Origin of the sequence: Sphingobium sp. PNB, assembly GCF_019873065.1 — a bacterium.
Lineage (GTDB): Bacteria > Pseudomonadota > Alphaproteobacteria > Sphingomonadales > Sphingomonadaceae > Sphingobium > Sphingobium fuliginis.
The window spans coordinates 18,885-36,461 of sequence record NZ_JAINEZ010000056.1 but is presented as its reverse complement, the minus strand read 5'-3'; the positions used below and the strand labels follow the sequence as shown (position 1 = coordinate 36,461).

At 66.4% G+C, this 17,577-nt stretch carries 21 protein-coding genes; 8 read left to right on the top strand and 13 right to left on the bottom strand.

The features are described from left to right. Positions 1-282 (bottom strand): helix-turn-helix domain-containing protein (locus tag K7W03_RS17760; RefSeq protein WP_222886947.1); only part of this gene is annotated, 282 nt, incomplete at its 3' end. A 97-nt stretch (positions 283-379) separates the two neighbouring features. Between K7W03_RS17760 and K7W03_RS17755 the strand changes: the two genes are divergently transcribed. The 3 genes from K7W03_RS17755 (at position 380) to K7W03_RS17745 (ending at position 2,263) form a co-directional block, all read left to right on the top strand. After that, the gene (locus K7W03_RS17755; RefSeq protein WP_025549859.1) at positions 380-844 is read left to right on the top strand and encodes a DUF6456 domain-containing protein; all 465 of its coding nucleotides are present in this window, start codon (positions 380-382) and stop codon (positions 842-844) included. Between the two features lie 124 nt (positions 845-968). Next, positions 969-1,592: a hypothetical protein gene (locus tag K7W03_RS17750; protein ID WP_222886946.1), complete on the top strand. Its 624-nt coding sequence runs from the start codon at positions 969-971 to the stop codon at positions 1,590-1,592. Then, complete coding sequence (locus K7W03_RS17745; RefSeq protein ID WP_025549861.1) at positions 1,592-2,263, top strand: hypothetical protein; 672 nt, start codon at positions 1,592-1,594, stop codon at positions 2,261-2,263. The genes K7W03_RS17750 and K7W03_RS17745 overlap by 1 nt, the downstream gene beginning before the upstream one ends. Here the strand turns inward: K7W03_RS17745 and K7W03_RS17740 are convergent. Continuing rightward, positions 2,253-2,705: a peptidylprolyl isomerase gene (locus K7W03_RS17740; RefSeq protein WP_025549862.1), complete on the bottom strand. Its 453-nt coding sequence runs from the start codon at positions 2,703-2,705 to the stop codon at positions 2,253-2,255. The two genes, K7W03_RS17745 and K7W03_RS17740, sit on opposite strands and share 11 nt — an antisense overlap. Positions 2,706-2,841: 136 nt before the next feature. Between K7W03_RS17740 and mgtE the strand changes: the two genes are divergently transcribed. Next, a complete protein-coding gene (gene mgtE / locus K7W03_RS17735; RefSeq protein WP_025549863.1) occupies positions 2,842-4,269 on the top strand; it encodes a magnesium transporter in 1,428 nt (475 codons plus the stop codon). A 28-nt stretch (positions 4,270-4,297) separates the two neighbouring features. Then, positions 4,298-4,696 (top strand): DUF1489 family protein, encoded by a 399-nt coding sequence (locus tag K7W03_RS17730; RefSeq protein ID WP_025549864.1) that lies wholly within the window; start codon positions 4,298-4,300, stop codon positions 4,694-4,696. A gap of 82 nt (positions 4,697-4,778) precedes the next feature. On the opposite strand, the gene K7W03_RS17725 is transcribed toward K7W03_RS17730, so the two are convergent. The 6 genes from K7W03_RS17725 to K7W03_RS17700 form a co-directional block, all read right to left on the bottom strand. Next, the gene (locus K7W03_RS17725) at positions 4,779-6,176 is read right to left on the bottom strand and encodes a UdgX family uracil-DNA binding protein (RefSeq protein WP_222886945.1); all 1,398 of its coding nucleotides are present in this window, start codon (positions 6,174-6,176) and stop codon (positions 4,779-4,781) included. A 99-nt stretch (positions 6,177-6,275) separates the two neighbouring features. Continuing rightward, positions 6,276-6,746, bottom strand: coding sequence for a hemerythrin domain-containing protein (locus K7W03_RS17720; protein WP_025549866.1), 471 nt, complete (start codon positions 6,744-6,746; stop codon positions 6,276-6,278). Positions 6,747-6,799: 53 nt separating this feature from the next. After that, a complete protein-coding gene (locus tag K7W03_RS17715) occupies positions 6,800-7,150 on the bottom strand; it encodes a hypothetical protein (protein ID WP_025549867.1) in 351 nt (116 codons plus the stop codon). A gap of 75 nt (positions 7,151-7,225) precedes the next feature. Next, positions 7,226-8,473 carry a putative DNA modification/repair radical SAM protein gene (locus K7W03_RS17710; protein WP_222886944.1) on the bottom strand — a complete coding sequence of 416 codons (1,248 nt, stop codon included), beginning with the start codon at positions 8,471-8,473 and terminating at the stop codon, positions 7,226-7,228. 50 nt (positions 8,474-8,523) lie between these two features. After that, positions 8,524-10,392: a CHASE3 domain-containing protein gene (locus K7W03_RS17705; protein WP_222886943.1), complete on the bottom strand. Its 1,869-nt coding sequence runs from the start codon at positions 10,390-10,392 to the stop codon at positions 8,524-8,526. Positions 10,393-10,533: 141 nt separating this feature from the next. After that, on the bottom strand, positions 10,534-11,304 hold the full coding sequence (locus K7W03_RS17700; protein WP_222886942.1) for a class II aldolase/adducin family protein: 771 nt from the start codon (positions 11,302-11,304) through the stop codon (positions 10,534-10,536). A gap of 223 nt (positions 11,305-11,527) precedes the next feature. Between K7W03_RS17700 and rpsU the strand changes: the two genes are divergently transcribed. Together rpsU and K7W03_RS17690 are read left to right on the top strand one after the other, a co-directional pair. After that, a complete protein-coding gene (rpsU, locus tag K7W03_RS17695) occupies positions 11,528-11,734 on the top strand; it encodes a 30S ribosomal protein S21 (protein WP_004208618.1) in 207 nt (68 codons plus the stop codon). Positions 11,735-11,822: 88 nt separating this feature from the next. Beyond that, on the top strand, positions 11,823-12,386 hold the full coding sequence (locus K7W03_RS17690) for an FKBP-type peptidyl-prolyl cis-trans isomerase (RefSeq protein WP_044661401.1): 564 nt from the start codon (positions 11,823-11,825) through the stop codon (positions 12,384-12,386). 183 nt (positions 12,387-12,569) lie between these two features. Here the strand turns inward: K7W03_RS17690 and K7W03_RS17685 are convergent, their stop codons facing one another. Genes K7W03_RS17685 through pyrE form a run of 5 tightly spaced genes read right to left on the bottom strand, consistent with a single transcriptional unit; the run spans position 12,570 to position 16,318 of the window. Then, the gene (locus tag K7W03_RS17685) at positions 12,570-13,652 is read right to left on the bottom strand and encodes an AI-2E family transporter (protein ID WP_025551896.1); all 1,083 of its coding nucleotides are present in this window, start codon (positions 13,650-13,652) and stop codon (positions 12,570-12,572) included. A gap of 23 nt (positions 13,653-13,675) precedes the next feature. Beyond that, positions 13,676-14,566 (bottom strand): signal peptidase I, encoded by an 891-nt coding sequence (gene lepB / locus K7W03_RS17680; RefSeq protein WP_044661403.1) that lies wholly within the window; start codon positions 14,564-14,566, stop codon positions 13,676-13,678. Between the two features lie 31 nt (positions 14,567-14,597). Beyond that, complete coding sequence (gene acpS / locus K7W03_RS17675; protein ID WP_222886941.1) at positions 14,598-14,999, bottom strand: holo-ACP synthase; 402 nt, start codon at positions 14,997-14,999, stop codon at positions 14,598-14,600. Beyond that, positions 14,996-15,733: a pyridoxine 5'-phosphate synthase gene (locus K7W03_RS17670; RefSeq protein WP_044661405.1), complete on the bottom strand. Its 738-nt coding sequence runs from the start codon at positions 15,731-15,733 to the stop codon at positions 14,996-14,998. The genes acpS and K7W03_RS17670 overlap by 4 nt, the downstream gene beginning before the upstream one ends. A 3-nt stretch (positions 15,734-15,736) precedes the next feature. Further along, entirely contained in the window at positions 15,737-16,318 is a 582-nt protein-coding gene (gene pyrE / locus K7W03_RS17665; protein WP_025551902.1) for an orotate phosphoribosyltransferase, read from the bottom strand. Between the two features lie 241 nt (positions 16,319-16,559). On the opposite strand from pyrE, the gene coxB reads away from it, so the two are divergent. Further along, positions 16,560-17,573: a cytochrome c oxidase subunit II gene (coxB, locus tag K7W03_RS17660; protein WP_025551904.1), complete on the top strand. Its 1,014-nt coding sequence runs from the start codon at positions 16,560-16,562 to the stop codon at positions 17,571-17,573. Positions 17,574-17,577 lie beyond the last annotated feature (4 nt).

Sequence of the window (17,577 nt, the reverse complement as noted above, 5' to 3'; positions counted from 1 at the left end):
GGCCGGCGGGGCGAGCGAGAGCGGGCGGGTGGGGGCGCGGGCGCCCTCCGGCCCCAGCAGGGCGGCCACGGGGACGACGTTCTGGCCCGGCAGCGCGACCAGTTCGGAAGAGGCGACGCCCAATGCCTTTGCGATGCGGTTCAGCCAGTTGACCGATACGGTTCGGGTGCCCGTTTCCAGGCGGCCGATCGTCTGGGCCGTGGTGGGCGGGACGCATAAGGCGCCGACCTGTTCCAATGTGAGCCCCTTGGCCTTGCGTACCTCCCGGATGCGGGTGATCATATCTTGTCCTGTTTCACCTATTTGGTTTTAACGCTTTCCTACAAACAGGCCGGCATGGCAAGTCCCCCTGCATCGGATTGCTGCAAGGAGAAGCGCCATGGCCACGCAATATGTCGAACAGATCATAGAGGACCCCTTCGGCCGGGCGCAGAAGGTCGCGGTCAACCTGCACGAATCGCCCCTCGCCTGGCTGCATGCGCGGGGGCATTTGAGCGAGCGGCATTATCTTGCCGGCGACAGGCTGCGCGCCGATTGGGAGAAGGCGGGTCTGGGCCCGCGGATCACGATGCGCTGGGATGCGGCGCCGGGGCGGCAGCGGGCTGGCGGCGCGGCGGGAGCGGAGCCGGGCCTGGCGCAACTGTCCGCGCGGGAGCGGTTCGATGGCGCCATCCGCGCCGCGGGGCCGGGTTTGGCCGATGTGCTGTGGCGGGTGGCCTGCGCGGGCGAGGGGTTGAGCGCGGCAGAAAAGGCGCTGGGCTGGCCGACCCGGGCGGGCAAGCTGGTGCTGACGCTGGCGCTGGACCGCGTCGCCGCCTGGTATCGGGTGGGAGAGGCGGGGTGACGGCCGGGACCGCCGCGCGCTTTCCCGCCGCCGGTCCGATCCTCTCTTCGATCCCGGCCATTCACAACCAATTCAAGCAGCCGGCGTTATGCATGGCATGGATGCAGGATGAAGGAGAAAGGCAATGGCCTGGACCGGACGGAGGTTCCTCGCGGCGATCGGCCTTGCCGGTGCGCTGGCCTTGGGCGGCTGTGCTTATGACGATGGCTATTATGGCGGCGTGAGCGTGGGCAGCGGCTATTATGGCGGCGGCTATTATGATGACTATTGGGGTCCGGGCTATTATCGCCCGGGCTATTATGGCGGCTGGTATGACGGCTATTACTATCCGGGCAGCGGCTATTATGTGTACAACCGCAGCGGCCATCGCCAGCGTTGGAACGACGGCCAGCGCCGCTATTGGGAAGGACGCCGGGAGGCCCGCCGCGATGACGGCCGGCGCGGCAACTGGAACAATGGCGCACCGCGTCAGGGCTGGCGGGAGCGTTCCGGCGGCGATGGCAATCGGTGGAATGGAAATTGGCGGTGGAATGGAAATGGGCGGTGGAATGGAAATTGGCGGAACGCCCGACAGGGCAATCCCGCTGCGGGCGCGCAGGCGCCCGGGCCAGGAAGGGGACAAGGGGATATGACGACGCCACGGACCGAACGCAATTGGGGGACGCCGCGCACGCGGTCCGACGGCGGCGCGCGTTCCGGTGGCGGCGGCCGCTCCGGCCGTGAGGGCTGGCGGGGTCGGCGCGACTGATGCGGCCTGGGTCCGGCGCGGTTATCGCCCTGCTCCTGCTCGCGGCCTGCGATGGCCGGGAGGAGAGCGCGATCGACAATCTGGCCAATGGCGCCAATGCGGCGCAGGTCGAAAATAATGTCCGGGCGGAGGCGCAGGCGGTTCTGGAGCCGCTGAATCCTCCCGCGCCGGGCATGCCCGGCGGCCTGCCGGTCGACCCGCGGCCCGTGGTGGAGGAAGACTCCATCGATCCCAAGGGCGCGCAGGGCGCCGCCCAGGTGGTGCAGGGCTATTATGGCCTGCTGGAGGAAAAGCGCTATAATGACGCGCAGGACCTGTGGAACGACAACAGCGCCATGGGGGCGGAAGACGATGCGCGCTTCGCCGCCCGTTTCCGCGGGTTCAGCGAAATCCATGCCCAGGTGGGCGCGCCCGGCGCGATCGAGGGGGCGGCGGGATCGCTGTTCGTGACGGTGCCGGTGCAGGTCTATGGCCGTCTGGCCGCCAACGGCAAGCCCTGGTATCGGCTGCGGCAGGTGACGCTGCGGCGGGCCAATGACGTGCCCGGCTCCAGCGAGGCGGACCGCCGCTGGCATATAGAGAGCATCGGCCCCTATGAACCGCCTGCCGGCGAAGCGACGGAGACGGCGGGCAACGCCATCTCCGCCACGGACAATCCGATCAGGAAATAGTCGCCTTCAGGATCTTGCCGGGGGTCTTGGGCGGCTCGCCCTTGGGCAGGGCGTCGACATGCTCCATGCCGGAAGTGACTTCGCCCCAGACGGTGTACTGGCCGTCGAGGAAGGTGGCGTCGTCGAAGCAGATGAAGAACTGGCTGTTGGCGCTGTTCGGGTTCATCGCGCGGGCCATGGAGCAGACGCCCCGGACATGCGGTTCGCGGCTGAATTCGGCCTTGAGGTCGGGCAGCTTCGACCCGCCCATGCCGGTGCCGGTCGGATCGCCGCCCTGCGCCATGAAGCCGGGGATGACGCGGTGGAAGACCACGCCGTCGTAGAAGCCGTCCCGGGCGAGCTGCGTGATGCGCTCCACATGGCCGGGGGCGAGGTCAGGACGCAGCTTGATGACGACGTCGCCGCCGCTGTCGAGGGTGAGGGTCAGGGTGTCGTCGGCCATGAAAAATCCTCTCTTCGGGGAAAATTGGGGAGATGGACCATATAGAGCGTTAAGACGGGGATGGAAGCCATTGCAATTGTGACGGGCATGGGCAAAAGCAGCGAAATGTTACAGGAACCGGACAGTAGGGGACGCGATGAGCGAGCGAGCCGATACGGCCGAACCCCGGCCGGACGAATTTGAGGATGTTGCCGCAGAGCAGGTCGAATCCCGCCATGATGAGGATGACCGGCTGAAGGGCGAATTCGTCGACGCCGTTCTGGATGCGGTGGAGGCGGATGACAGGGAACGGGCGCGCGAACTGGTGTCGCCGCTGCACCCGGCCGACATTGCCGACCTTCTGGAACTCACCCCGTCCGAACGGCGCGGGGAGGTGGCGGCCGCGCTGGGCGACCTGGTCGGCGCGGAGGTTCTGTCCGAACTCAACGACTATGTGCGCGACGACCTGCTCGACGCGCTGCTGCCGGAACAGGTGGCGGAGTTTGCCGCCGAACTCGACACCGACGACGCCGTCGCCATCATCGAGGATATGGAGGAGGCCGACCAGCAGGCCGTCCTCGACGCGATGGAGCCGGAGGACCGCGCCGCCATCGAAAGCGCGCTTTCCTATCCCGAGGAGTCCGCCGGCCGCCTGATGCAGCGCGACCTGGTCGCGGTGCCGGAGCATATGACGGTCGGGCAGGTGATCGACTATCTGCGCGACAATCGCGACCTGACGACCGATTTCTGGGAAATCTTCGTCGTGGACGAAGCGCACAAGCCGATCGGCACCTGCCAATTGAGCTGGGTGCTGACCTGCCCGCGCAGCGTCGCCATGGCGGACCTGATGAAGCGCGAACAGACCCTGATCCCGGTCGACATGGACCAGGAGGAGGTCGCGCTGCGCTTCCAGAAATATGCGCTGATCTCCGCCGCGGTGGTGGACGGCAGCGGCCGGTTGGTCGGCATGATCACGGTCGACGACATCGTCCACATCATCTCCGAGGAGGCGGGCGAGGACATACTCCGCCTGTCGGGCGCGGGTGAGGGCGACATCAACCAGCCGATCCTGGAAACCGTGCGCACGCGCCTGCAATGGCTGGTGGTCAATCTGGGCACGGCGATCCTGGCGGCGTCGGTGGTCGGACTGTTCCAGTCGACCATCTCCAAATATGTGGTGCTCGCCGTGCTGATGCCGATCGTGTCGGGCATGGGCGGCAATGCGGGGACGCAGACCATGGCGGTGGCCGTGCGCGCGCTCGCCACCAACCAGCTCACCAGTTCCAACACCATCCGGCAGATCGTGCGCGAATTCCGCATCGCCAGCGCCAATGGCACCGCGCTCGGCATATTGATCGGCGTCGCGGTGGGCTTCATCTACGGCAATCACGATCTGGGGATCGTCATCGCGCTCGCCATGCTGATCAACAATCTGGTCGCCGGGCTGGCCGGCATATTGGTGCCGGTGACGCTCGACCGGATGAATATCGACCCGGCCGTTTCATCGGCGGTGTTCGTGACGACGATGACCGATGTGATGGGTTTCTTCTCCTTCCTTGGCCTTGCCACGGTCTGGGGTTTGTAATCGGCCAGCCAGCGCCCATCTTCGTGCCATGCCGCTTCACCTGACCAAGATCGCCTTCCGGAGCGAAAGTCCCGCGACGCTGCGCGCCTGGCTGGAAAGCCATGCGGAGGAGGCGCGGCTGACGACGCGCTATCTGCCCAAGCGGGTCGATGAACTGACGGGCGGTTCGCTCTTCTGGATTCATGGGCATCAGCTTGTCGGGCGCAGTCCTCTGCTGGGCTTTCAGGAGACCGGGCAGGGCCGTTACTGGATCAGGCTGGAGCCCCGGCTGATCCCGGTGCGCGCATTGCCCAAGCGGGCGCATCAGGGCTGGCGCTATCTGGAAGGCAAGGACGCGCCGCCCGATCTGGGCGAGGGCGAGGCGAACGATCTGGACGCCATGCCGACGCGGTTGCTGGGGGAGTTGTCGAAGCTGGGCTTGCTCTAACGTCTTGCATCATCCTGTTCCTGCTTTCGCAGGAACAGGATGGGTCCGCGCAAGACCGGTTCCCACTTTTGCGCACGATGCTCTAGACCAGCGCCTTCACCCGTTCTCCAATCTCCCGCAACTCCTCTACGAAGCGCTTTCTCTCTTCGGCTTTGCGCGTCTCTTCGGGCACCCGCAGCAAATAGCTGGGATGCACCGTGATCCAGCCCTGCGCGCCGCCCTCCAGCGCCAGTGGCGCGCCACGGACCCGGCTGATCGTCACCGCCTTCCCCAGCAGCGCGCGCCCCGCCGTGGCGCCCAGCGCGACGATGATCCGGGGGCGGACCAGCTCCAGCTCCTGCGTCAGCCACCAGCGGCAGGCCTGGATTTCCGGCGTTTCCGGCGTCTGGTGTATGCGCCGCTTGCCCCGCCGCTCATGCTTGAAATGCTTGACGGCGTTGGTGATGTAGGCGCGCTGGCGGTCGATCCCGGCCTCTTCCAGCGCGCGGTCGAACAATTGCCCGGCCGGCCCGACGAAGGGGCGCCCGGCCAGATCCTCCTGATCGCCCGGCTGTTCCCCGATGAACATCAGCGGCGCATCGACCGGCCCCTCCCCGAACACCGTCTGCGTCGTGTCGCGGTAGAGCGGGCAGCGGGTGCAGCCCATCGCCTCCTCGCGCAGCGCGCTCCAGGCCGTGGCGGCGTTCCCGTGCCGGGCGGCGGGTTTGGGTGGGGTCGCGATCATGGCCGCCTCCCTTGTCTGGGCGCCTGCCACCAGTTCGGGAATGAGCGCGGCCTCTGGCAGGTTGCGCCAATATTTCCGGGGCATTTCGGACAGCATCGCGCCGACCTTGAGCCGCGCCGGATTGAAGATCGCCGCATAATAGCCCTTCCAGATGTCCTCGACGGGATCGTCGGCCGGCGCATCCCTGCGCGTGGCGCCCGGTCCCTCGGTCAACGCATCGCCGTCCCAATGGATGCTGAGTTCGGGCGTCAGGATCGACCAGCGCATCGAGGCGAAGCGCCGCACGAAGAATCCGGCATTGGCGCGGACGATGTGATGGTCCGGTTCGAACCAGGCGACGAAGCGCGGCCCCTGCGCATCGGCCAGTTCGCGGAAACGGACGAAGGCGCGCATCTTGTGCATGTCGCGCCGCACGGCCTTGGCCAGCGATTCCACGCGCCGGACCAGTGGATCGGCGCGATCTTCCAGGCTGGCGGGGCGGTCGCGCAACCGGGCGAGCAAGGCGTATAGCAGGGCGAAACGTTCCGGGTCGCGGTGCAGGATCGCCGTTTCCGCCAGCTCGACAAAGGCGCGCGGGACGGAGAAGGCGGCTTCGCTTGCGACCGGAAGCGGTTCGTCGGCGGCGAAGAGGTCGCCAGCGCCCTCGCCGTCCTGCCAGACGATGTCGGCGGGCGCGATGCCCGCCAGCGTCAAGGCGCGGGCCGCGTCGCGCCAGCCGTCGAAATCATCCGGGCCGTTCAGCCTTGCGCGATACATGGTTCGGCATGGCTGCCCTGGGCGTGGCGCGCCGGGCCAGTGTCTGGGCCGGTATCTGGGCCGGGTTCCCGGCTTCGCGGGAACATGGAAGGAGCGCCTTCAGTCATTCGTCTCCGCTTCGGCGCGTTGCAGTTCGGCCGGCTTGCGCCGGGCGAACAGCGCCGCCAGCTTCTGCTCCTCCTCCGCGGTCAGTTCCTTCGCCGCGTCGGGGAACATCTCCTCCTCTTCCTCGTCGATATGGTGGAGGTAGCGCTTCTTGAGCTGGGCGAAGACGCGGTTCCATTCATCGCCGTTGAAGGGGAGGTCTTCCAGTTCCTCCAGATAATCGTCGATCTCCTTATGCTCCGACACGCTGTGCTGGGCATCTTCGCGCAGGTCGGGCCGCGCCAGCATGGTGGCGTAGAGCGTTTCCTCCTCCGCCGCGGCATGAGCGGTCACCTCCACCCGGAACTGTTCGAACAGCTTTTCCAGCCGATCCGGCTCGTCCTTCGCATCGGCCATCTTGTCGAACAGCTGCCGATGGGCGTCATGGTCCTGCTTCAACCGGTCGAAAATGCTGCTGTCGGCCATGGGGCATGCTCCTTCTCTTGCAGAAGGAACAACGATGGACCGCGGCTTTGGGTTCAGCCGAACAGTGCGCGAAAGATGATCGCGACGGGAATCCAGAGCAGTCCGCCGACGATGCTGGCGGACCAGAGCTGCACCAGATCGCGGCGGAAGCGAAGATCGAGGCTGTGCGCGGGCAGGCCGCTGCGGTCGAGCAACTCCCAGCGGCGTTCCAGTCCCCGCGCCGCGACGGCAAAGCCGCCGATCGCCACGATGATGCCGAGATGCAGCAGCAGCGATCCGCCCATCCTGGCGACGATGAAGATCTGAAGCAGGCAGAAGATGACGAGAGCGGCGGCCAGATGGGTGCTCATCCGCTGGGCATGGCCCGTGCGGCGGGTTGCGCCATCGTTCCACTTCGTCGCCAAAAACCGGGCCCTTTCCTTGCGTCGGACAAGGAAAACATGAACCGCCCGTCCGATCAACGGCAAAATGCGCGCGACTCACGGAAAAAGCTCATATTGCGACGCGGGCGGCGGCGCCATGGGCAGGGTCAGCCGGTCGGCCAGATGCACCGGCCGCCAGTCGGCCGCGACCAGGAAGGGGCGCAGCTTGGCGATGCTCTGCGTCAGCCGCGCGACATCGTCCAGCCGCAGCCGCCGGTGGCGGCGGCTGGCGACGATCCGGTCCACGGCCTTCACGCCCAGCCCCGGCACCCGCAGCAACGCTTCGCGCGGGGCGCGGTTGACGTCGACCGGAAAGGAATCCCGATGCCGCAGCGCCCAGGCGAGCTTGGGATCGATGTCGAGTGGCAGGCAGCCGGTGACGGGATCGGTGGCGCTTTCCAGTTCCTGCGCCGAATAGCCGTAGAAGCGCATCATCCAGTCGGATTGGTAGAGCCGATGCTCGCGCATCAGCGGCGGACGCTTCAAAGGCAGCACGCTGCTGGGCGAGGGGATGGGCGAGAAGGCGCTGTAATAGACGCGGCGCAGCCTGTGCCGGCTGTAGAGCGAACTCGCGCGCCGGATGATGGCGCGGTCGTCCGCCTGGTCCGCGCCGACGATCATCTGGGTGGACTGGCCGGCCGGGGCGAAGCGCGGCGCATGGGTGTAGCGGCGGCTGGCGTCCGACCCGTCCTCCATGGCGTCGCGCATCCCCGCCATGGCGCTTTCGATCCGGTCCTTGTCCTTCTCCGGCGCCAGACTGCGCAGGCCCTGCTCGGTGGGCAGTTCGACGTTGATCGACAGCCGGTCGGCATAAAGGCCCGCCTGACGCGCCAGTTCCGGATCGGCGTCGGGAATGGTCTTGAGGTGGATATAGCCGCGGAAATCATGCTCTTCCCGCAGGCTCCGGGCCACCGCCACCATCTGTTCCATCGTGTAATCGGATGAACGGATGATGCCGGAGGAAAGGAACAGCCCCTCAATATAGTTGCGGCGGTAGAAGCTGAGCGTCAGGTCGACCACTTCCCGCACGGTGAAGCGGGCGCGCCGCACGTCGCTGGACCGGCGGTTGATGCAATAATGGCAGTCGAAGATGCAGCTGTTGGTCAGCAGGATCTTGAGCAGCGAAATGCAGCGGCCATCGGGTGCATAGGCATGGCAGATGCCCATGCCCTCGGTCGAGCCGATGCCGCCCTTCCGCCCCGACGCGCTGTCGCGCTTCGCCGTGCCGGACGACGCGCAGGATGCGTCATATTTGGCGGCGTCGGCAAGGATTTCCAGCTTCTGTCGGGTGGAGAGGGTGGCCATGATTGTTCATCATATGTTCCCCGATCTCCCCTGTCCATAATCTCGATCAGTCAGGCTTGCGCGGGATCGGCGTCCAGAACCTGGCGGACCTTCGCCGCCAGCTGGTCAAGGGTGAAGGGCTTGGCAAGGAAGGAGACCCCGGGGTCGAGCATGCCGTTGTGGACGATGGCGTTGCGGGTGTAGCCCGTGGTGTAGAGGATCTTGAGGCCGGGGTGGCTTGCCCGCGCCCGGTCGGCCAGCACGCGCCCGTTGATGCCGGGCATGACGACGTCGGTGAACAGCATGTCGATGCGCGGCTGGATCGTCAGCATCTCCAGCGCCTGTTCGCCGTCGGAGGCCTGGACGATGGTGTAGCCCAGCTCGCGCAGCGAATCGACGGACATGTGCCGGACGCGTTCCTCGTCCTCCACCACCAGGATGATCTCTTCGCCCCGGGCGCGGGGCAGTTCGGCAGGCGGCGCCATCAGGGTGCCGGCGGCCGGTTCGGGCCCGTAATGGCGCGGCAGGTAGATCTTGATGACCGTGCCCTCGCCCGGTTCGGAATAGATTTTCACATGGCCGCGCGACTGCTTGATGAAGCCGAAGACCTGGCTGAGGCCGAGGCCGGTGCCCTTGCCCACGCCCTTGGTCGTGAAGAAGGGGTCGAAGGCGCGCTCCACCACCTCGGGCGGCATGCCGGTGCCGCTGTCGGTGACGGATACCATCACATATTGGCCGGCCGCGACATCGCCATGGACCGCGGCATAGGCGTCGTCGAGATGGGCATTGGCCGTCTCGATCGTCAGCCGGCCGCCCATGGGCATGGCGTCGCGCGAATTGACGCAGAGGTTGATGATGGCCGATTCGAGCTGGCTGGCGTCGATGCTGGCCCGCCACAGCCCGCCCGCCAGCACGGTTTCCACCCGGATGCTCTCCCCGATGGTGCGGCGCAGCAGTTCCGACATGCCGCCGACCAGCTTGTTGACGTCGGTCGGCTGCGGGTCGAGCGGCTGCTGGCGGGAAAAGGCGAGCAGCCGGGCGGTAAGCTGGGCGGCGCGCTGCGCCCCTTCGGTCGCATTGTCGATGCCCCTGACGACCCGGGTGTCGGCGTCCGGCGCCAGCCGCCGCCGGACGATGTCCAGCGAGCCGATGACGATGGCGAGCATATTGTTGAAGTCATGGGCGATGCCGCCGGTCAGTTGGCCGATCGATTCCATCTTCTGCATCTGGCGCAATTGCCCCTCGGCCGTTTCGCGGTCCCGCGCCTCGCTCATCAGGCGCCGGTTGATGTCGGCCAGCGCCTGCTGGCTTTCGGTTGCCTCGGCCACGCGGCGATAGGCGGTGCGCAGCGCCACCGCGCCCAACAGGGTGATCAGCACGGCGGACACCGCAAGCCCGGCCGAAACCATGGTGCTGAGGCGGTTGTCATTGGCCGTCCGGCCCTTCAGCAGCTGCGCTTCCCGCGCCCGCATCGTCGCGACCAGCGCGCGGATGCGGGCCATCGTCACCATGCCCGCATCGAAGTCGCCCGCCGGCACGACCTCGCCCCGCCGCCGCCTTTCTATGCCCGTGCGCATCAGGAACAGGCGGTCGTCGAGCAACTCCTCCAGCTCCTCCACCGATCGGGCCTGCGGGGGATTGTCGCGCACCTCCATGCGCAGGGCGGCCAGTTCCTGCCGCCACTGGCCGCGGAAGACCTCATAGGGGCCGAGGAAGGAATCCTTGCGCGTCAGCATGAAGCCGCGCTGCGCGCTTTCGGCCTCCTGCGCGTGGAGCAGCAGCGCGGAAAGCTGGTTCTCGACGCGCAATGTGTGCTGAACCCATATGTTGACCCGCTGCTGCACCGCATAGAGCCAATAGGTGCTGCCGAACGCCAGCCCGACGATCAGCAAGGCCAACAGCAGCAGGAAGATCGACCGTTCGGGGCGGATCGCGGGCATGGGGTGGAACATGCGAAAATATGGCGCGGGGAGCAAGCGGCGATAGGCTGTTGTAATCAGGTGAGGTCTGGCAGGCCTGCCTGGCTTGGCCACCCTTGGCGGGCCCGCCCTCCCGAAGGAAGAAGCCGTGGTCGAAACCGTCTAGTCCCGCCAGCTCGAATCGATCCGGTCGATCTTGCGCACCATCGCTTCGAAATCGGGCACGCCCGGGCCGAGCGGCAATTGCACGCCGCTGAGGTCGCGCTGGTGCACGGCGATGACCTCCGGCGGGATGTCGACCGGCGTTCCGGCGGCGCCGGTCGCGACCTGGATTTCGCAGGCGCGCTGGAGCATCCACTGGATCAGGAAGGCTTCCGGCAGAGATTGCGCCATGACCAGCGTGCCGTGGTTGCGCAGCATCATGATCCGCCGCTCGCCCAGATGGGCGATCAGCCGTTCCCCTTCCTCCGGCCGGATCGTGACGCCTTCGAAGTCATGATAGGCGATTCGGCCGATGAAGGCCGCGGCGTAGAAATTGGTCGGCGTCAGCCCCTCCCGCGTGGCGCTGACGGCCATGCCGGCGGTGGTATGGGTGTGGATGATGCAATGCGCGTCGGGCAGGTGGCGGTGGAAGACGCTGTGCTGGGTGAAGCCGGCGCGGTTCACCGGATAGGGGCTGCCGTCCAGCACATGGCCGTCCATGTCGATCTTGACGAGGTTCGACGCCGTCACCTCGCCATAGAGCAGGCCGAAGGGATTGATGAGGAAGGCGTTCTCCTCCTCCGGCACGCGCAGGGTGATGTGGTTGTAGATCAGTTCCGACCAGCCGAGATGGTCGAAAATGCGGTAACAGGCGGCGAGTTGCTGGCGCGCGGCCCATTCCGTGGCCGACATGTCGGGGCGCTGGCCCGTGGTCCTGGCGGCAGTTGCCATGGCGATCCTCCTCCTTGTTTATGGGGCGACTATCTGCCTGTCCCGCGCCCCTGTCGAGAAAAACGGCTTTTGGGTTGAATTTGCGCGACTCTGCTGGTAGGGCGCGCCCCACACGGCGCAGGGTGACCTGCGGCGACTCACCGCTATTTCATTCGGGCGGCCCGTCGGGAAGGGTTATGTTTCCTGGCGATCCGTCCGTTTTCGACTGGAGTTTGACTGGCTTATGCAAATCATCGTTCGCGACAACAATGTCGACCAGGCCCTGCGCGCGCTCAAGAAGAAGCTGCAGCGCGAGGGCGTGTATCGCGAGATGAAGCTGCGCCGTCACTATGAGAAGCCGTCCGAAAAGCGCGCGCGCGAAAAGGCTGCCGCCGTTCGCCGCGCCCGCAAGCTGGAGCGCAAGCGCGCCGAGCGCGACGGCGTCCGTTAAGGACCGCCTTTGTCGGGACGGTCGACCGATCGTCCCGTCCCTCTGCTGACAGAAAACATCACCCGCACCAATTTGCGAGGCTTAAGCCATGTCGACCACGGCCGTTCCCCTTCATCCTATCGCCAAGGGGTCGCTGACGCGGCTCTGGGTGGGTGTCGCCGTGGTGGCGCTGGCGGCCGGTGGTCTGGCCTGGGCCGGGCAGCAGGGCGTGAAGCCTTCGCCCGCCAGCTTCCTGGCGCATAATGGCGGCGAAGAGGGCGTGGTGACGACCGAATCGGGCCTGCAGTTCAAGGTGCTGGAGGAAGGCGCCGGTCCCAGCCCGACGCCCGCCGACGTGGCGCTGGTAGGCTATAAGGGCACGCTGCTCGACGGCACCGTGTTCGACGAGAATCCGCAGACCGCCATGCCGGTGGACGGCGTGGTTCCCGGCTTCTCCGAAGGCCTGCAGAAGATGAAGAAGGGCGGCAAGTATCGCCTGTGGATTCCGCCGCAGCTTGGCTATGGCGAGCAGGCGGCGGGGCCGATCCCGGCCAATTCCGTGCTGGTGTTCGACGTCCAGTTGCATGACTTCAAGTCCAAGGCGGACATCATGCGCATGCAGCAGATGATGCAGCAGCAGGGCGGAATGCCGCAGGGCGTGCCGGGCCAATAAGGTCGGCAACAGTCGAAAAGCGAAAAAGGGGCCGGGATTTTCCCGGCCCTTTTTCGTGGCGGATTTGCCTTGTCCATCTGCAATCCGCTGCTGCGGAGGCGGGAGCCCGGTTCAGGCCGTGCCATGATCCGCTAATGGCGGGACTGGATTCCTGCCTTCGCAGGGGTAAGGCGCGGGGACCATCTATCCTGCGACCGGAACCGCCGCGCTCCTGTCATTCTCCGCCTCCAGCGCTTTCGACCGCTCCTCCAGATAGACCTTGATCATCGCGACGATGGGGTCGGCGAGGAACAGTCCCATGATCCCGAACAGCGCGCCGAAGAGGATTTGCGCCGCAAGGACGAGCGCGGGCGCCAGGTCGGTGGCGCGTTTGGCCACCATCGGCACGATCAGGTAGCCGTCGACGATCTGCACCACCAGATAGACCCCGAAAGCGTAGAGCCCCGCATCCACACCGGCGGAAAAGCCGACCAGCACGATCAGCACGCCCGATATGATCGACCCGATATTGGGCAGGAAGGCGAACAGCCCGGTCAATATGCCCAGCAGCCCCGCCATCGGCACGCCGCCCGCCCAGAGCAGCAGCCAGGTGCCCACCCCCTCCACCGCCATGCCGATCAGCCGGCCGAACATCAGCCGCCGCAAGGTCCAGCCCATCCTGTCGGCAATGGCGTAGAAGCGGCCGCGCTTGTCCATCGGCAGCATCCAGGCGACGCCGCGCTCGTAGAGCTTGGGCTCGATCGCGATGAAGATGGCGAGCACCAGCATCATCACGCCGCTGGTGATTGCGCCGACCATGGTGCCTACCGCCGCCGTCACCCGGCCGAGCGAACTCATCGCCTGCTGCGCCAGGCTCTTGAAATCCTCCGGCGTGGTGGTGACGCCCAGTTGCTGGAGCCACTGGCCGATGCGGTTCACCTGCGTCTCCACGATGACCCGCATCGCCTGCGCTTGCGCCGCCAGGCTCGAGCCGGTCAGGTAGAAGGTATAGACCAGGAAGGCGAGGGCGGCGATCAGCACGATGGCCAGCCGCCAGCCGCGCCCGATGGGCAGCACCCGGCCCAGCAGCCGCGTACCGCCGTCCATCATCGTCGTCAGCACCAGCGCGCCCATGATCAGCATGATGGGCTGCGCCAGCAGGACGAGCAGGGCGATGGCGATGCCGATGGCGAACCACACGCCGGCCCGCTTGATCTCATGCTGGACCAGCGGGCTGCGCAACTCGCTGGGGCCGGGTTCCTCTATGTGGATTTTCGTCCCGCTCAACCCAAGCCCCTATCGTGAAATGCTTATTTCGGCGGGGTAACGCTCGCCGGGCGCAGGCTGTTCCCCGCGCGGCCACCGCGGAAGGCATGGAGCCAGCTCAGCGGGTTCCAGGATGCATCGCCGTCAAGCGAGAAGGTGATGAATTCCGCCCGCCCGCCAATGGCTTCCCACGGCACCGGCCCGCCCAGTCCGTTCTCCTCCAGCGGTGCGCGGCTGTCGGCGCTGTTGTCGCGATTGTCGCCCATCAGGAAAACGTGATTCGCCGGAATCCGCACTGGCCCGTACCAGTCGAGCGTGCTTGGCCCCATGTCGATGGTGACGTAGCTCCTGCCATTGGGCAGCACCTCCTGCCGCACCGGCAGTTCGCACCAGCTCTTGCCGTTGGCGTCCGTCACCAGCGCGCCGGGAAATTGCATGGGCGGGCAGGGCGCGTTGCCGTCCACGGGAATGCGGATGGGCTTCAACACCCTTTGCGGCACGGGCACGCCGTTCAGCACGACCTGGCCCCCGCGCACCTCCAATATGTCGCCGGGCAGGCCGATGACCCGCTTGATATAATCCTCCCGCTTGTTCTGCGGAGAGACGATGACGATGTCGCCCCGCTCCGGCAGGCGCCCGAAGATCCGGCCTTTCAGGAAGGGCAGCGGGTGGAAGCTGGGGGAGACATAGGACCAGCCATAGGGATATTTGCTGACCACCAGCCGGTCGCCCTTCAACAGCACCGGCATCATCGATTCGCTGGGAATGTAGAAGGGTTTGGCGACGAAGCTGTGGAAGGCCAGCACCGCCAGGATCAGCAGGGCGATGCTCTTCGCCTCGTGCCACCAGTCGAGGGATGCCTTTTCCGGTTCGGAAGCCGGGCTGGGCTGTTCGGACGGGGCGGATTCGTTTTCGGTCATGTCGGCTGCCGTCATGGGAGGATTTCCGGCTGGAGAGGTGCGACGCTTATAACGGCAGGGCTTCGATAATCACAAAGGCCTGCGCCCATGGATGATCGTCGGTGAGCGTCAGGTGAACGACCGGCCGGTGCCCCGCCGGAACCAGCGATTCCAGCCGGGCGAGCGCCCCGCCGGTCAGGTGCAGCGTCGGCACGCCGCTGGGGCCGTTGACGACGCCGATGTCCTTCATGAACACGCCGCGGTTGAAGCCGGTGCCGACCGCTTTCGAAAAAGCCTCCTTGGCGGCGAAGCGCTTGGCGAGCGTGCCCGCCCTGGTGAAGGGGCGGCGGTTGGCCTTGGCCCGCTCCACATCGGTGAACACGCGATTCTCGAACCGCTCGCCGAAGCGGTCGAGCGAATTCTGGATCCGCTCGATATTGCAGAGGTCGGAGCCGAGGCCGACGATCAACGGGCCAGATCCATCTGCCGGCGCATTTCGCGGATGCTGCTCTCCAGCCCGCCGAAGATCGCTTCCCCAATCAGGAAATGGCCGATGTTGAGTTCGGCGACCTGGGGGATCGCCGCGACCGGCCCGACATTGTCGAAGGTCAGGCCATGGCCGGCATGGGGTTCGATGCCGTTCTTGGCCGCCAGCGCTGCCGCATCGGCCAGCCTGCGCAGTTCCTCCGCCCGCTCGGAACCCTCCAGATGCGCGTAGCGGCCAGTGTGCAGCTCGACCACCGGCGCGCCCAGGCGCATGGCCGCCTCGATCTGCGCGGCATCGGGCTCGATGAACAGGCTGACGCGCACGCCGGCCTTGCCCAGCGCATCGACGATCGGGCCGAGAGCGTCGATCTGCCCGGCCGCGTCCAGCCCGCCTTCGGTGGTGCGTTCCTCCCGCTTTTCCGGCACGATGCAGGCGGCGTGCGGCCGATGCCGGAGCGCGATGCCCAGCATTTCCTGCGTCGCCGCCATTTCCAGGTTCAGCGGCACGGTGAGCGCCGCCATCAGCGTGGCGATGTCTTCGTCGCGAATATGCCGCCGGTCCTCGCGCAGATGGGCGGTGATGCCGTCGGCGCCCGCCTTGGCCGCCAGCAGCGCGGCCTTGACGGGATCGGGATGCGTTCCCCCGCGCGCGTTGCGGATGGTCGCCACATGATCGATGTTGACGCCCAGGCGCAGATGAGCGGGGGTTCGGGACATGGGCTACTGCTTCCGGCTGCCCGGCTTGATCGCCGGGATCGCCGCCAGTTCGGGCGGGACCTGATCGGCGTCGTAGACCGGGAAGTTGATGCTGACGAGCGGATAGAAGGGCACGCCCAGCTCCACCTCTCCGGCGGAACGGTCGACCAGCGCGGCTTCCGCTATGACGATGCCGCCCTCCGCCTCGACCGCCTCTATCGCCTGGCGGGAGGAGAGGCCGGTGGTGACGACGTCCTCCACCATCAGCACCTTCTGCCCCGGCGCGATGGCGAAGCCGCGGCGCAGTTCGAACGTGCCTTCGGGGCGTTCCAGGAACACGGCATCCTTGTCGAGCGCGCGGCCGATTTCATGGCCGATGATGAGGCCGCCCATGGCGGGGGAGACCACCAGGTCGATTTCCTGCCGCAGTTCGCGCGGCAGCTTCTGCACCGTGGCGCGCGCCAGCCGCCCTGCGCGTTCCGCGTTCATCAGCACGCGCGCGCACTGCAGGTAATTGGCGCTGCGGCGGCCCGAGGACAGAATGAAATGCCCCTCCAGCAACGCGCCTGCAGCCCTGAATTCCGCTAATACTTCCTCGTCGGTCATCCGTGTCTTCGATCCATGGCTTACCCTTCATGGGTCGCCCCATGATCGCGCCCCTGTGCGCGGAGAGCGAGATAGGCTCACCAACTAGGCGTTGCAACAGCGAAGAAAATCTGGTTGTGGAAGCTTGAGGCGTAAAAAAAGATGCTTATAAGCTGCGGCAGACCGATACGGGCGGGGGGGACGTGTATGCGTGTGTCTTCGTTGCAGCGGCGCCAAGGGGTTACGGGGTAAGAAGACGCTTATGAACAAGGTGAAATCGCTCGTTCTCGCCGGGTTGTTGGCCTTTGCGCCCACGCTCGCCATGAACGGTCCGGCACTGGCCCAGGACAATGCCGCCGTCGCGGCTCCAGCCGCCGGGAACGAAGCCGCGGCCGCTGATTCGGCCGGCAATGCAGCGGCGCCCGCCGCGGATGCCGCGCCCGCGGCGAAGGTGGCCGCGCCGCCCCGGATGAAGCCCACTCCGGGCATCGGCATGCCGATGCCGGGCGAAATCACCCTCCAGAAGCAGTTCTCGCCCACCGGGCACACGGCGCGCTGGTTGCATGACGTGATGCTGGTGCCGATCATCACCATCATCTCGATCTTCGTCCTGGTCCTGATGCTCTATGTGATGGTCCGGTTCCGCCGCAGCGCCAATCCGACGCCGTCCAAGACATCGCACAATACGGTGATCGAGGTGATCTGGACCGTGGTGCCGGTCGTGATCCTGCTGGCCATCGCCGTGCCGTCGATCGGCCTGCTGGCGGACCAGTACAAGCCCGCCCCCAAGGATGCGCTGACCGTCAAGGTCACCGGCTATCAATGGTATTGGGGCTATGAATATCCCGACAACGGCATTCCGGAATTCGTTTCGAACATGCTGCCCAAGGACAAGGCGGAGGCGAATGGCGAGCCCTATCTGCTGGCGCCCGACAATCGTCTGGTCCTGCCGGTCGGCCGCCCGATCAAGCTGATCATCACCGGCGCCGACGTGATCCACAGCTTCGCGGTCCCCTCGCTCTGGGTGAAGATGGACGCGGTGCCGGGCCGCCTGAATGAGAAGAGCTTCACCATCGAGAAGCCGGGCGTCTATTACGGCCAGTGTTCCGAGCTTTGCGGCGCGCGCCACGGCTTCATGCCGATCGCGATCGAGGCGCTGGAGCCCGCGCAGTTCGACCAGTGGCTGCTGTCGCAGGGCGGCACGCTGAAGGCCGCCGCACCCGCGGCCACGGCCGAAGCCGCCGCGCCCGCAGCCGCTCCTGCCGCCAAGCTTTGATGTA

Coding starts and splice junctions, on each gene's coding strand:
- K7W03_RS17690 (WP_044661401.1), top strand. CDS start 11,823: ATGTCGACCACGGCCGTTCCCCTTCATCCTATCGCCAAGGGGTCGCTG.
- mgtE (WP_025549863.1), top strand. CDS start 2,842: ATGAGCGAGCGAGCCGATACGGCCGAACCCCGGCCGGACGAATTTGAG.
- K7W03_RS17750 (WP_222886946.1), top strand. CDS start 969: ATGGCCTGGACCGGACGGAGGTTCCTCGCGGCGATCGGCCTTGCCGGT.
- K7W03_RS17710 (WP_222886944.1), bottom strand. CDS start 8,473: ATGGCCACCCTCTCCACCCGACAGAAGCTGGAAATCCTTGCCGACGCC.
- K7W03_RS17740 (WP_025549862.1), bottom strand. CDS start 2,705: ATGGCCGACGACACCCTGACCCTCACCCTCGACAGCGGCGGCGACGTC.
- coxB (WP_025551904.1), top strand. CDS start 16,560: ATGAACAAGGTGAAATCGCTCGTTCTCGCCGGGTTGTTGGCCTTTGCG.
- K7W03_RS17725 (WP_222886945.1), bottom strand. CDS start 6,176: ATGTATCGCGCAAGGCTGAACGGCCCGGATGATTTCGACGGCTGGCGC.
- K7W03_RS17700 (WP_222886942.1), bottom strand. CDS start 11,304: ATGGCAACTGCCGCCAGGACCACGGGCCAGCGCCCCGACATGTCGGCC.
- rpsU (WP_004208618.1), top strand. CDS start 11,528: ATGCAAATCATCGTTCGCGACAACAATGTCGACCAGGCCCTGCGCGCG.
- pyrE (WP_025551902.1), bottom strand. CDS start 16,318: ATGACCGACGAGGAAGTATTAGCGGAATTCAGGGCTGCAGGCGCGTTG.
- K7W03_RS17670 (WP_044661405.1), bottom strand. CDS start 15,733: ATGTCCCGAACCCCCGCTCATCTGCGCCTGGGCGTCAACATCGATCAT.
- K7W03_RS17705 (WP_222886943.1), bottom strand. CDS start 10,392: ATGCCCGCGATCCGCCCCGAACGGTCGATCTTCCTGCTGCTGTTGGCC.
- K7W03_RS17720 (WP_025549866.1), bottom strand. CDS start 6,746: ATGGCCGACAGCAGCATTTTCGACCGGTTGAAGCAGGACCATGACGCC.
- K7W03_RS17730 (WP_025549864.1), top strand. CDS start 4,298: ATGCCGCTTCACCTGACCAAGATCGCCTTCCGGAGCGAAAGTCCCGCG.
- K7W03_RS17745 (WP_025549861.1), top strand. CDS start 1,592: ATGCGGCCTGGGTCCGGCGCGGTTATCGCCCTGCTCCTGCTCGCGGCC.
- K7W03_RS17755 (WP_025549859.1), top strand. CDS start 380: ATGGCCACGCAATATGTCGAACAGATCATAGAGGACCCCTTCGGCCGG.
- lepB (WP_044661403.1), bottom strand. CDS start 14,566: ATGACGGCAGCCGACATGACCGAAAACGAATCCGCCCCGTCCGAACAG.